This window comes from Rudaeicoccus suwonensis (genome assembly GCF_007829035.1).
In the GTDB taxonomy this organism is placed as follows: Bacteria; Actinomycetota; Actinomycetes; order Actinomycetales; family Dermatophilaceae; genus Rudaeicoccus; species Rudaeicoccus suwonensis.
In genome coordinates, this window is sequence record NZ_VIVQ01000001.1 from 2238754 (window position 1) to 2251703 (window position 12950).

The 12950-nt window shown below is 64.9% G+C and carries 15 protein-coding genes; 7 read left to right on the plus strand and 8 right to left on the minus strand.

What is annotated here, in order from left to right:
* Positions 1 to 235: 235 nt before the first annotated feature.
* From BKA23_RS10235 to BKA23_RS10265, 7 genes are all read left to right on the plus strand, one after another.
* Positions 236 to 1246, plus strand: coding sequence for an AAA family ATPase (locus BKA23_RS10235; RefSeq protein ID WP_145227688.1), 1011 nt, complete (start codon positions 236 to 238; stop codon positions 1244 to 1246).
* Between the two features lie 61 nt (positions 1247 to 1307).
* Positions 1308 to 2516 (plus strand): DUF58 domain-containing protein, encoded by a 1209-nt coding sequence (locus tag BKA23_RS10240; protein ID WP_170226456.1) that lies wholly within the window; start codon positions 1308 to 1310, stop codon positions 2514 to 2516.
* The gene (locus BKA23_RS10245; protein ID WP_145227692.1) at positions 2516 to 4810 is read left to right on the plus strand and encodes a transglutaminase-like domain-containing protein; all 2295 of its coding nucleotides are present in this window, start codon (positions 2516 to 2518) and stop codon (positions 4808 to 4810) included. The genes BKA23_RS10240 and BKA23_RS10245 overlap by 1 nt, the downstream gene beginning before the upstream one ends.
* Before the next feature lie 465 nt (positions 4811 to 5275).
* Positions 5276 to 5746, plus strand: coding sequence for a hypothetical protein (locus tag BKA23_RS10250; RefSeq protein WP_145227694.1), 471 nt, complete (start codon positions 5276 to 5278; stop codon positions 5744 to 5746).
* A gap of 67 nt (positions 5747 to 5813) precedes the next feature.
* Entirely contained in the window at positions 5814 to 6080 is a 267-nt protein-coding gene (locus tag BKA23_RS10255; RefSeq protein ID WP_145227696.1) for a hypothetical protein, read from the plus strand.
* A gap of 903 nt (positions 6081 to 6983) precedes the next feature.
* Positions 6984 to 7151: a DUF4236 domain-containing protein gene (locus BKA23_RS10260; RefSeq protein WP_145227698.1), complete on the plus strand. Its 168-nt coding sequence runs from the start codon at positions 6984 to 6986 to the stop codon at positions 7149 to 7151.
* Positions 7148 to 7609, plus strand: coding sequence for a hypothetical protein (locus BKA23_RS10265; protein WP_145227700.1), 462 nt, complete (start codon positions 7148 to 7150; stop codon positions 7607 to 7609). The genes BKA23_RS10260 and BKA23_RS10265 overlap by 4 nt, the downstream gene beginning before the upstream one ends.
* 210 nt (positions 7610 to 7819) lie before the next feature.
* Here the strand turns inward: BKA23_RS10265 and BKA23_RS10270 are convergent, their stop codons facing one another.
* The 8 genes from BKA23_RS10270 to BKA23_RS10305 all read right to left on the minus strand — a co-directional run bounded on the left by BKA23_RS10270 (position 7820) and on the right by BKA23_RS10305 (position 12938).
* Positions 7820 to 9049, minus strand: a complete 1230-nt coding sequence (locus BKA23_RS10270) for a phage major capsid protein (protein WP_145227702.1) — start codon at positions 9047 to 9049, stop codon at positions 7820 to 7822.
* Between the two features lie 142 nt (positions 9050 to 9191).
* Positions 9192 to 9452 carry a hypothetical protein gene (locus BKA23_RS10275; protein WP_145227704.1) on the minus strand — a complete coding sequence of 87 codons (261 nt, stop codon included), beginning with the start codon at positions 9450 to 9452 and terminating at the stop codon, positions 9192 to 9194.
* Positions 9453 to 10037: 585 nt separating this feature from the next.
* Entirely contained in the window at positions 10038 to 10256 is a 219-nt protein-coding gene (locus tag BKA23_RS10280) for a hypothetical protein (protein ID WP_145227706.1), read from the minus strand.
* Positions 10253 to 10573, minus strand: a complete 321-nt coding sequence (locus BKA23_RS10285; RefSeq protein WP_145227708.1) for a hypothetical protein — start codon at positions 10571 to 10573, stop codon at positions 10253 to 10255. Before BKA23_RS10285 ends, BKA23_RS10280 begins: the two co-directional genes overlap by 4 nt.
* A complete protein-coding gene (locus BKA23_RS10290) occupies positions 10557 to 10916 on the minus strand; it encodes a hypothetical protein (protein ID WP_145227710.1) in 360 nt (119 codons plus the stop codon). Before BKA23_RS10290 ends, BKA23_RS10285 begins: the two co-directional genes overlap by 17 nt.
* Positions 10909 to 11241, minus strand: a complete 333-nt coding sequence (locus tag BKA23_RS10295; protein ID WP_145227712.1) for a hypothetical protein — start codon at positions 11239 to 11241, stop codon at positions 10909 to 10911. Before BKA23_RS10295 ends, BKA23_RS10290 begins: the two co-directional genes overlap by 8 nt.
* On the minus strand, positions 11241 to 11534 hold the full coding sequence (locus BKA23_RS10300) for a hypothetical protein (protein ID WP_246104566.1): 294 nt from the start codon (positions 11532 to 11534) through the stop codon (positions 11241 to 11243). Before BKA23_RS10300 ends, BKA23_RS10295 begins: the two co-directional genes overlap by 1 nt.
* A 471-nt stretch (positions 11535 to 12005) precedes the next feature.
* Complete coding sequence (locus BKA23_RS10305; RefSeq protein ID WP_145227714.1) at positions 12006 to 12938, minus strand: tyrosine-type recombinase/integrase; 933 nt, start codon at positions 12936 to 12938, stop codon at positions 12006 to 12008.
* Positions 12939 to 12950: the final 12 nt, after the last annotated feature.

The following is a 12950-nucleotide window of genomic DNA, read 5'->3' on the forward strand; positions in this document are numbered from 1 at the left end:
AACCCCCGGATTGCGCGGAATGCCGCTGTCGTGGCCAGGCCCCGCAGGTCGCCGCCCGGATCAGGGGAGCGAAGTGGAGCGTGTGGACGCCGGTGGCGATCGACCGCATCAGGCGTGACCCCGCCCGGTTGATGCGAGCGCCGCTCGGGTGAAGGCGCCATTCCGGCCGTCGTCGTCACCGGGACGAACTAGCCTGCTCAGTGACCACGACGACGTCATCAGGCAGGATCGACCCATGTCTTCCACCCTCGACACCAACTCGGCTCCCGTTCCGGACACCGGCGACGAGACCGGCGGCGACATCGCCGAGGTGCAACGCGTCGGCAGCGCCATCGCCCGTGCCGTGTCCTCGGTCATCGAAGGCAAGGACGACGTCATCCGGACCGCCGTCATCGTGCTGCTGGCACAGGGTCACCTGCTCATCGAAGACGTGCCCGGCGTGGGCAAGACGATGCTGGCCAAGGCTCTCGCCCGGGCCATCGATGCGCCGATGCGCCGCATCCAGTTCACCCCCGACCTGCTGCCGAGTGACATCACCGGCGTGAGCGTGTTCAACCAGGACACCCGCACCTTCGAGTTCCGGCCAGGCGCCATCTTCGCCAACATCGTCGTGGGCGACGAGATCAACCGTGCCTCCCCCAAGACACAGTCGGCGTTGCTGGAGTGCATGGAGGAGGACCAGGTCACCGTCGACGGCAGGACCTACCGGCTGCGCGCTCCGTTCATGGTGATGGCCACGCAGAACCCCATCGAGATGGAGGGCACCTACCCGTTGCCCGAAGCGCAGCGGGATCGTTTCATGGCGCGCATCTCGATGGGTTATCCGACGGCGACCGCCGAATTGCAGATGCTCGAGGTGCACGGCGGAGGCTCGCCGCTCGATGCGATGGCACCGGTGACCGACGAGGCCACTGTCCGACGCTGCGCGGCACGCGTCGGTCAGGTGCACGCCAGCCCTGCGCTGCGTCAGTACATCGTCGACCTGGTCGGCGCGACACGCAACGCGTCCGCCTTCCGGCTCGGTGCGTCACCCCGGGCCTCGCTGCAGTTGCTGCGCGCCGCACGTGCGCTGGCCGCGCTCGCAGGACGCGACCACGTCATACCCGAGGACGTCCAGGCACTCATCGGACCGGTGCTCGCGCACCGCGTGATCCTGTCCAGCGAGAACCAGCACCTGCACAAGGGCGCCGGGCGGCTCCTGCTCGAACTGGCGCAGGGCGTGCCGGTGCCGGCTTCGCGTCGCTGACATGGCACGGCGACGGCATTCCGTACTCACCCCGCGAGGCCGTGGATTCGTCTCCGCCGGCGTGACCTTGATCATCAGCGGTCTCGTGCTCGGCTACGAGGACATCACCCGGGTGGGAGTGCTGCTGGTGTCGCTGACCATTCTGACCTGGGCGATCTCCCGCCGCTCGCAGCCGAGGGTGACAGTGCGCCGCACCACGACGCCGACGACACTGGTGCCTGATCAACGGGCGGAGGTCCTGCTGTCGATCACCAATCTCGACCGACGCGCCTGCCCGCTCTACCTTGCCGAGGAGCAACTCGACTACTCCCTGGGCGACCGGCCGCGATTCGTCCTGCCGCGCCTTGGCACCACGGAGACCCGCCAGGTGACGTATGTCGCCGGCAGCGACCGGCGCGGCCACCACAGACTGGGTCCATTGGCGCTACAGCACCGCGATCCCTTCGGCCTCACCTCCTCCACGAGAGTGATCGACAGCACCGACGAGATCCTGGTCCTGCCGCGCGTCATACCACTCGGTTCGAGTCACCCACCAGGCGCCGGATACGGCAGCGAGGGCGAGACTCCGCAGATGGTCGCGCTGCACGGCGAGGAGGACGTCAGCATCCGCGGCTATCGCGACGGCGACGACCTGCGCAAGGTGCACTGGCCGGCGACCGCCCACCGTGGGGAGCTCATGGTCCGCCAAGAGGATCGGCCCGCACGACGTTCAGCGACGGTGCTGCTCGATTCCCGCGCAGCGGGGCACACCGGCACGGGCGCCCATTCATCGTTCGAATGGGCGGTGAGCGCGGTTGCGTCGATCGTGGTGCGGTTGGACGAACTCGATTACCAGACACACCTGCTCACCCGCGAGACCCGGACGGACGGGTTTTTCGATGATCACGCGGCAGCCACGACCGAGGACATGGTGCGTGCTCTCGCCGACGCCGGCTTCGGAGACGAGCAGGAGTTCGAGCTCCTTGCGTCGGATACCCGTGACCTGACCACGTCCGGTGGCATCGTCGTGGCAGTAGTGACCGACCTCGACGACGGCCGCGCCGACGAACTCGCCGCGCTGCGGCAACCTGGCTCGGCGGCCCTCGGGTTCGTGCTCGACACAACGACGTTCGCGCACCCCGGTGCCGAACCAGGTCAGGACGCCGTCCGGCTGCGCAACAACCTTGCCGGCGCAGGGTGGCGGATCGTCGTCGTGGATGCAGGTATGCCGATCGAACGCGCCTGGGCGATCGTCACCAACAAGGCTCTCGTCCAGGTCGGTGCGCTGTGATGATCCGGGCGCGCATCACCGAGGGGTTGCTGTGCGTGCTCGCGGTCATGGTCGCCAGCTGGCCGCTGACGACCTTGCTGCGGGGCGTGTGGGTCGGCCCGGTCTTCGGCTGTGTGCTCGTGGTCTGCGTCGCCGGGGTCCTGTTGCGGATCGCGCGTCTGCCCGGGGGCGTCGTGATCGCTGGGCAGGTCGTGGCGCTGGCCGTCGTCGTCTCCTTCGCCAATCTGCACGCGCACCTTGACGCGACTTTCGGCGCCTCGGCCGTGGACCTGTTGCGCCAGGCCAATGACACCATTCGCGACTCGCCGGCGCCCGCGCCCGTGACACCTGGCCTGTTGGCCGCGATGGAGCTTCTGCTCGGACTGCTGGCCGTGGCCACCGACTACCTGTTCGCGACCAGCCGGCAGGCGGGGCTGGCGGGCGTGCCCTTGTTCGCCGTCTTCCTGTTGTCGACCTCCAACAACGGCACTGCCCTCAACCCGATCTACTTCTGTTCGCTCGCGGCGGTGTGGCTGGCGATGATCGCGCAGAACGGCAGCACCGTGCTGAAGAGGTGGTCCTCGACACGCGCGACGTCGACCCGCCCGTCCCTGCTGGACGACCAGTACGGCGTCGCCGGATTTGCCTCCGTCGCGCGAACACTCGGCATCGCGACCGTCCTCGCCGCGGTGATCGTGCCGGCCTTCCTGCCACACACCGCTCCCCGGTTTTTCGCCAAGGGATTGGCCGAAGGCGGCTCGGGGGGTGCCGGTCAGGTCAGTCTGAGCAGCACGCTGAATGTGGCTGCAGACCTGTCGAGCCGCAGTCAGTCGGTGGTGCTCACCTTCCACACGTCCGATCCTGATCCGCCGCCCCTGCAAGTGACGGCCGGAGGCACCTACACCAACGGCGAGTGGACCGGCTTCCCGACCGCAACCGACCTGACACCAGGGCGCAACAACACGGCCCTGCCCTCCCCCAGCGGGCGCAACACGACACTGCCGAGTTCGCGCTACACGATGCAGATCACCGACAACACCGTCAACGCACCGCAGCTGGCGGTGCCGTATCCCGCGGTGTCGGCCGACCTGAACTCGACCAAGTGGGGATTCTCCCTCGACACCTCGCAGCTGTATGTCGACCGTGCGCCTGCGTCATACAGCGTGACGTACTCCGTGCTGGCCGCCTCGGACCGGCCGATGCTCGGTGGTGCCGATCCGAACACCTTCCGCTCGGATCTGGTGGTCGACCCGGCATCAGCCGCGCGGGTGGACTCGCTGGACAATCAGGTCGCGATCGGCGACACACCGTTCGACAAGGCGGTCGCCATCCAGGACTATCTGCGCAGTTCGTTGTTCACCTATTCGCTCACGCTCGCGCCGACGCGGAGTGTGAACGGCAAGAAGCTGGACCCGATCTCGAACTTCCTGGTCACCAAGAAGGGCTACTGCGTGCAGTTCGCCACTGCCATGGTGATGATGGCGCGAGCCGAGGGGATCCCGGCACGTTTGGCGCTGGGGTTCCTGCCGGGCAGCGTCAACGCGAGCGGCAACTACACCATCCTGGAATCCAGTGCGCACGCCTGGCCGCAACTGTGGCTGCCGGGTATGGGCTGGACGCGGTTCGAGCCGACGCCCGGATATCGCAGCGGCGACGCCCCGGCATACACCCAACCGACCGCACCCACCACCGGACGGAACCGCGAACCCACACCGACAGCGTCCAGTCGGCCCCGGCCGTCCGTGAGCACGACGCCACACCACGCCGTGCCGGCGCCGACGCAACAGCCCGCCGGCCCCACGAAGGCCACGTCACTGGCCGGTCTGGCCACGTCCGCGTGGATCGCGGCGGTCGTACTCGTCGCCCTTCTTGGCGGCCTCGTGCTGCCGACACTCGCCCGTCGTCGGCGGGTCGCCATCGCCCGGGCCACCGATCACGACGGCGGACCGGTCGAGGGAGAGTGGCGGGTCATGCAGGCCCGCCTGACCGACCTGGGTATCCCTGCACCGGGCGAGCGGTCGCCGCGCGCCGCGGAACGGTACTACCGGAAGAAGACCGTGCTCGACGACGACGGCCGGGCGGCGCTGCATCGTGCCGTCCAGGTCCTCGAGATGACCCGGTATGCCGCAACGCCAGACCCGGCGGGGTCGATCAGACCCGACACCGACCTCGTCGTCGCGGGAGTACGACACTCGCAGTCGCGAACGGCTCGACTGACGGCCGCACTGTTCCCGCGGTCGGGGCGTGAGGTCATAGCTCAGGCATGGCACACGGCGGTGTCCTGGCGACCGTTGCCTCGGCGTCAGCGCAGCTGAGACAGCAGACGCCCCGCGGCACGTATGCCGGGGGCGTCTGCTGTCTGGGCGCTTGCCGAAGGCCGCGCCGCTCGATGTCAGTCCAGATAGTCGCGCACTAGGAACGCCCTAGCGCTGTGCGGACTTCCCGCTGTTGGCGGGGACTCTCGCACTCATTCGGAGCGCTGTAGTGCGAAATATCCTCGACTAGAGGATGACCCCCGCAACGCGCGAACGTTCGGGGGTCTGACGACAGACATGGAGGTCTGGTCGTGGGTTCGATCTTATCCGTGTGGTGCTCGATCGCCACTCATCTTCAAGGGGTGGCTGTGGTCGCGCTGCTGCTGGCCCTGGTCGCTGGCGTGCTCCGACTGCACTGGCTCAGCTGTGCAACGTTGCACACCTCGCAGGCTGTAAAGGGCTTTACACCTGATTCGACTGGCTCGACGCCGATGGAGTCAGCACTACTGACGCCAGGCGGTGACCGTGATGCTGCCTGAGTCGAATAGCTCCGAGCGGGTCTGGCGTGGTTCCTGCACCACGTGCGGATGGTTCGTCGACGGCACATGGAAGACCGCAGGTGACGCCACGCAGGCGCACAGCGACGTGTGCGAGGACGCGGCAACGGAGATGAGGGAAGCGCCGTCGCAGGCCCTGCCAGCGCCCGCGGTCGAGGACTCTGCACCGGCCGTGCCGTGTCCGACGTGGTGTGAGCAGATCCACGTCAACAAGGAGCATTTCCGGTTCCTCGACGAGACGCGCACGCTCGACGACGACCTGCTGAATCCGTGGATTCGCGTCCCGTTCGACGGCAGCGAGGCCCCGCACCTGGTGCTGAACATGTACGGCGAGCACGTCGATCACGACGTCACGCTGACGTTGCCGCAACTGCGGCACTTCATCTCGACGTTGACCAACGCCGCGGACATGCTCGAAAGGACCAACGACGATGCCTGACCAGCCCTGCCCTGAGTGGTGCGCGGACCGTACGTGCGGAGGTGAGCACGGCAGCGATTTATCGAGTGTGGCTGCCACCGGTGGATCCGAGCTACAGCGTGCCGTCGAGGAAAAATGGAACCTCGCGCGTGTCCCGATGGTGTCGGTCCGCACGGTGTTCAGCCAGCACCCGGCAGGCCCCGACGACGCGCCCTCTGTGGCGTTGTTCATCTGCGACAGCACCGGTGAATGCGAGGTGTTGCTACGCGCGCACGAGGCACGTGCACTGATCGACGCGATCGGCGTGCAACTACAGCGCATCTCCTCGATCACTTTGTCGACACCGACAAATTGACCCATGCCAGGGGTACCCGCTTAGTGGGTACCCCGCAGGTGTCGCACGTGCGACACCTGCGCCTAAGGGTCGGATTTCAAATCGGAGCACCGAGGAGGTGTCACCTCCTCGGTGCTGACAAGGTCCGAATCTGACTTTGTCACTCGCTGTCCAGCCTCGGACCTTCCCAGGTCGGATTTCGGATCGGACCTCAGGTCGCGTTTCAAACGCGACATGAGCCAGAGGGTCGGATTTCGGATCCGACCCTTCACTAGGGGTCACGTCTCAAACGCGACCCTTCGCAACCACGGTGCTCAGCACCGCAACTCACAAAGGGTGGGCACGAGACGCACACCCTCGCAGCGCCGATAGGTCACCAGCTGCGACACCAACACGGACGGCCCCGGTCATAGGACCCAGCCCGCCGAACCGGCGACGGGCGCTCACCCTTCAGCAGTGCACGGCCGCGGGTGAGTAGACGATCTAGCTCGCTGTCACAACGACAGCGAGCCATTGGTCGTGCGTGGGCGCGAAAAACGTGGTCCGGCATTTGGGAGGGTTCGCCACCACTATGCCCACCGTGAGGTGGTCCGAGCCTTTGACGTTGCCGCCCGCGCAAGGGTCTAAGGACTGTTGAGACCCCAGCTGTTGCGATGAGCACAACGGCTGGTTCGGGAATGATTCAGATTCGCCGCGGTTTCGGAAAGTCGGAGGGAATGTCGCATTTCACTTCAACCTTCGGATTCGAACAGTCGTAGCGGATGATCGGCGGAACACCGCTACGGGTTGGAGTCTCGATCTTGGTGAGCGTGTGCTCTCCGCAGATCGGGCAAGCTCGTCCTTCCGCTGATACCACGTCGGCCATTTCAAAGTCTCCCGTGTCTCGTGCTGTAGGTGTCACCGGCAAGGCCCATCATGTGCCTCATGGGCTTCTTCTTCCAGCGTCGACGTCGAGTCGCTCGCAACACGCACCTGAACGAATCCAAGTCCGGCGTCAGCGTCTCTCGCAGCGCCGGCAGAGTCACGGTTAACTCGCGAGGACGAGTCACAGTCAACCTCGGCCGCGGGATCAAGTGGCGAGGCAAGCTGTGAACGTCGCCGCGATCATCGCCGCAGTCGTCGCTGTCATCGCAGCGTTTGGCAGCGCGGGCGCCGCACTGCTCTCGTACCGGTCACAGAACGATGCACGTAGATCGGCGGAGAAGGTCAACTCGATCAATCACCAGATAGCGGCACTAGATCGTCGGATCGAAGGATTTCGTAACGACTACCGCGACTATGCACACTCGCTGGCGATCACGAAATTCTCCGATATGGGGAAAGTCATCAGCAGCTGCGAAGTTCTGCGGGCGAACGCTCTGGCAACTACTCACATGTCTGCGGCGCTTGGCACTCTCACGATCGCTGTGACCGATTTCAGCAAACGCCGCAATCCTGATGAGGAACCAGCCTTTGACGGTTACTTGGAGGACATCCGCGAGGAGTATGTCAAAGCCATGACCCGGGCCGAAGCGCGGCGTGAGGAATTGACTCGACAAGTCAGTGCCTAGGGGGTGGTGGGAAATCTCTAGAGCTGACCTACCAATCGACCTCCGGCAGAAGACGAAGTCCCTCCCCCGAGGCGTAGGGGGGTCGCGCACGCGCGCGTGATTATACGTCAAAATGGAACACCCTCCCGGCTTTCCACGGTCCGGGAGGGTGTTTCGTTTGCGGTGACGACCTCGCAATGAGATTCGAAGGAATCCGATTACGAGTATATCTCAGGTCAGGCCAGTGATCGCGACCATCGCGGCAGGTCGCTGCACAGTCACGGTGAATCTTTCCTCGCACCGGAACGTGTGCTGGTTGAATTCGAACCCGTGCTGACCGTAGTCGGTTTCCACGGTAATTCCCTGCCGGATGTAGGCCATTGCTGCGGCCTGACCGTTGAACATCAGGGCTTCACCGACCGGCATCGTGGTGGTGGCGAGCACCTGGATGCCCCACAGCGAATTGAGCGTGTTCAGTGCCGGGTCGGCGTTCAGCAAATACCGGCCCATGGAGTCCTTTTCCCGGCGCGTGCTGCTCCAGGTGTTGGGGTGGACCACGATCGCGGTCGGCTCGGTGTATGCCGGCCCGGTGCGCAGGTCGGCTATCGCCTGCTCGATCGTGTCAATGTTCGTCTCGTCGGTCGCGGCCGCCCGCGTCAGGATCCCCGGCGTGGTCAGCAGACCGGTCAGGTCAGCGTTCTCGCCGTCGCCGTTGAGGACCTGGGAGTTCTCCGCGTCGATCACCATCCGCGACAGCTCCAGGCCGACGTACTGCGAGAACTGCTCGAAATCGAGGATGTCCTCATCGTTCAAGGTGGCGGTCACGGCCAGCTTGGTCATCGTCGCGGTGTTGCGGGTGACATTCAGCGCCACAGACGGCTTCACCGTGCCGGGAGCCACCACACCAGCGGTGCCGGTGGTGGACTGGTGCGTCAGATACTCGATGACAGCGGCGTCCGTCGCGGTCGCCGGGATCAGATCCAGCACACGCGTCGGCTCGTGCAGCATCGGCACCAGGCCGGTGTACTGCGGCGGCAGCATCCCACCCACACCGGGAGCAGACGGGGTCGGGGCCACACCATCCTTGGTCGTGACCGACCCATCGAAGCCGACACCCTTACCGGTGATCCGGAACCGGGTGTGATGCACCATCGCGTCATGCAGTGCCCGCAGCTGCGTCTCATCGAACGCCAGCGGCGACACCGAGGAGATGCCCTTCACACCCGCGGTCGTACCGAACGACGGCCCCGTGGTCTGCTCGAGGCTGCTGAACATGCTGCCGGCCAACTTGCTGGCCGACTTGTACTGCTCGATCGCGTCCTTGGCCTTGGTCATGCTGACCTCAAGCTCGTCGAACTTGGCCTTCTTCTGAGCTTTCGTAAGCTGAGGGTTGTCCATGACGGACTTCACTTCACTGCCGATCCGGCGCAGTGTCGCCTGCGCCTCCACAATGCTTGGCATGGGATTCCTTCTTTCAATGAACGGTTACCACCAGACCCGGTCCATCCGGGTCGGCAAAGTCAGGGATTTCCTCTGCGAGGGTCGTAGTACACCGAGCGAATATTCATTTATCGCGTCAGGTGTACCGCTGTCTGTAATTCTATCAATAGTCGGGTGAAACGATCGCGGCCACGCGAACAACACTCGCCATTCTCCGCAGCGTTTCCCACCGTGCCCGACTATCTGAATCGATCACGTCCTCGGCGGCGTCAGCGAACGCCAGCAACGCTTTCCCGAGCACGGTGATGTGCCGGTCCCGTTCCCGTGCCCGCATCCGATCAACCACCGCTCGAATCGCCGGCCCGTTCTGGTCGTGCCGTAACAAATCCGCGATCAACTCCGCATCAGCCATTGCCGGATTCATCGGGCACCACCCTGGGCGCAGATCAAGACCCCAACGGACAGCCCGACGGGCAGACGCGTACTTGAGCGCATAGAGATAGATAGAGAGGGGCGAACCCGCGACCTGCGCAAACGCGCCAAACGTCCGTACTGAGTACTCACACCCGTCCGTACTGAGTACGGACGTTTTCTCTCAAACGTCCGTATCTGAACATGACGTTTTGCCATTACGCGACCTGCTTCCGGGTCGATTTTGACTCATGCCAGGTGCACACCGCGTTACGAGCCTTCGCCGTCCCCACATCGAATGCCACCGCGTGCGGAGGGACGATTAAGCACCGTGCGCAGGACTGCTGGGCAAGCCACCCGTTATCGACCGCGACACGGATCGCGTCATACACCGTGCGCCTATCCGGCACGATCAATTCGCCCGTGACCGGATCGTGCGTAGCCAGCGCTAACGCAACCAGGCCACGCGGGAACGGCGTGTGCCCATTTGGCTGACAACGCGCATATGCCAGGCACGCAGCACGTAACCAGCGTGGAGCTGACTCATTGGCTGCGTGGCCTTCCCAGACGCCTCGATAATGCTTGTTGAAGAGGTCAGTCATCGAGGATCACCCGCGATCAGCCGCACCTTGTAACCGCTGGTCTCGAGCACACCGAGCAACTCATCCAGCCGCTCTCGACGGACCCAACTGCACTGGTTCGCCCGGTCCCGCATCGCCGGGATCCGCTGCACCGCCAACAACTGACCGACATAGCCACGGACCGCAACGTTCCGAGCATCCTCGCCAGGGTCATAGATCGCCACATGCCCCTTCACAGCGCACCACCGCCCGCCGACGCACGACGGCGCGCATGATCGGCCCGGAACGCCACACGCGCCCGCTCACGACGCTGCAGCGCCCGCTGCGCCAGATCATCGCTGCTGCCGGACATGTCGGTCAGCACTGGCAGCCCCGCCAACTGGCGGACTGTCTCCACCGCGGCACGCTGCAGGGAAGCAACTTCCTCACGCTCAATCAGTCGGCCGGCCTCGATCCCGGCCACGTAGCCGCTGTCATAGCCGGCCGTGAACGTCTCCCACTGCTCCCGCGGCATCGCCGCCAGGTCGATCACGTTGTCACGCAATGTGATCACCGCCGATCGTCGCGGTGGCGTTGTCGTAGGCGTCGGCCAAACCGGCCCGCAGATCAGCGCGCAGATAACCCGCCTCGGTCAATCTGTCGGTGACCTCGAGCACGGGATCCAGCACGCTCGTCACGACCATCCGCAACGCGCTAGCAGCGACGAACCCGAACATCTCCGAACCGACCTGACCAAGCTCGGCAGCAAGTGCGTCGTCGACCTGGTCGTGATCGTTGCTGCAGGTCGCCAACCGGTATGCCAGCAGCGTTGCCCGACGATCAATCTCGGCAACGTCGATCGTGCCCAGCGGTGCGCCCTCATCATCGGTGAGGATCCGAATGTCGTTGTCACGCAACGCAATCACCACCGTCGACCAGCGCCAACAGATCCGCTGTGACGTGGTGCACCGGCACCAACCGCACCAGCGTCAGCGTCGCCTGCAGACCGCGCTCGTGGCACCGCACCTGCTTACGCTCCGCGGCGCTCAGGTCGGCATACATCTGCGAGCACACCCGACCATCAGCACGCTCGAAAACGACCCTGATCGCGTAGTCATGGCGTTTCGCCCGAGCGATCAGATCAGCCTCGGCTATAGTTGAACTGAGCTTGAAATCGCCCGACGAAACGCTCTGCAGTGCCTCGGTTTCCCTGCCGGGGCACTGTTCCCTTTCCCGGCACATCAGGCAGCACCGCCGGCGAGTTCGGACATCTCGGCGTCAGCTGCATCGGCGATCGCTGTGGCTTCCTTCGCACGGCGACGCGACTGCGCAGACTTCAATGCCAACCGCGCGTAGTGCGCTTTGCGCAGGTGCTCGGCGCGAACGGGGTCACCGTCTGCTTGCTCAAGGAACTTGGCCTCAAGCGCACGTCGAGCAGGCGCCGTGCGAGCCGAGCGGTCGTGAGTGTTCGCCCAAGATTCATGGGCGGCAATGGACGAGCGCATCTTGCGCTCAGAAGTAGGTGAATGGGACACGGCAGAGCTCTCCTGTAATCAGGAGGGCTTGCTCAAGGCACTCATCTAGGGCTGCGGCCCCAGTTCCGCGGAGAGCCGCGGAGCACTGTGGTAGTTAGTTAATCACATCGTTGGGATTTTGAGCAGGTCCGCGAATGACTCTCTGCGGATCGACCCAGTCCGCGAGCGTCGCGTCCAGCGTCAAGGTCCTGCCGCCGGACTTCAGCACAACCATTGCCGCGGTGAAGCTCAGCGGGTAGGAGTTCCCACACTGGCAAGTGACGGACCCGCTCCAGCAGTCCTCGTTGACGTACGTCGAACGAACCGAGCGAGCCGGGGGCCGAGCCAGGATGCGACCACTGGGAACGCCGGTATGCACTGTCTCCGTCACATGTAGCTCGTAATGGTCATCGACGACCTCCAGCGTCGCCACTGTGTGCGCTCCCGCGCTGCAGACAACACGAACGCGGACATCGCGTCGACGGTTCTTGCTCATAGCTCCCCCAGCCCTAGTCGTTTGGCTTCCTCAGCGGCGCGTGATGCGGCCTGAGCCTTGGTGTAGCGCATCAGCATGTCGGGGCGGGTCCAGCCGGCGACGGCCATCAGACCGCCCTCTGATCCACCAGCAGCGAGCCAGCGATGGGCGGCGGTATGGCGCATCCGGTGCGGGTGGAATCCGACGATGCCAGCCGCTTCCGCACGAATCCCCAGCGTCTTGTGCAGCGCGTCGTAACTGAATCGCTTGCCACGATCGCCCAGCCATAGATCCGCGCTGGTCGCTGCCAGGAGGTGCCCTCGGCGCGTCCGCAGGTAACGGTCGATCGCCTGCCCGGTGTTCGGCCCGAATGGGACTACGCGCCCCTTGCCGCCCTTGCCTCGACGCACGGTTGCCATACCTGCGGCAAGATCTACGTCGTTAACTTCCAGCGCGACGACCTCCCCGGCTCGCATCCCGGTCTCAAGCATCAACCGCAGGATCGCCTCGTCCCGCTGGTGTCGCAACTTGATCGACCGGTCGGCACCGGGAGGCGACTGGCACGCCTTCAGCAGCGCCTTCAACTGCTCGTCGGTCAGCGGCTCGATCACCTTCGTATCGAGCTTGGGTGCCTTGACGCTGACGAACGGGTCCGGTTGTCCGCCTAGTTCGTCCTCGTCGTCCAGCCACGCCGTGAACCGGCGCACCGCCAATTGCCGAGCACGTGCCGTGGACGCCTCGCGACCCGAGTCGAGGATCGACGTCACGAAACCGCGCAACGTGTCCCTGGCCAGCGGGTCGCGCGAGCCGGCCTCGGCATACGCGAGGTACTGAGTGACGCCCTCGGCGTAGCTCTTGACCGTCTGCGGCGACTTGCGATCCGCCCGCAAGGACAGCTGCCATGACAGCAGCAGCGATCGCAATTCCTCGACCGTGAGAGCATCCGACACGCTCACAGTGTA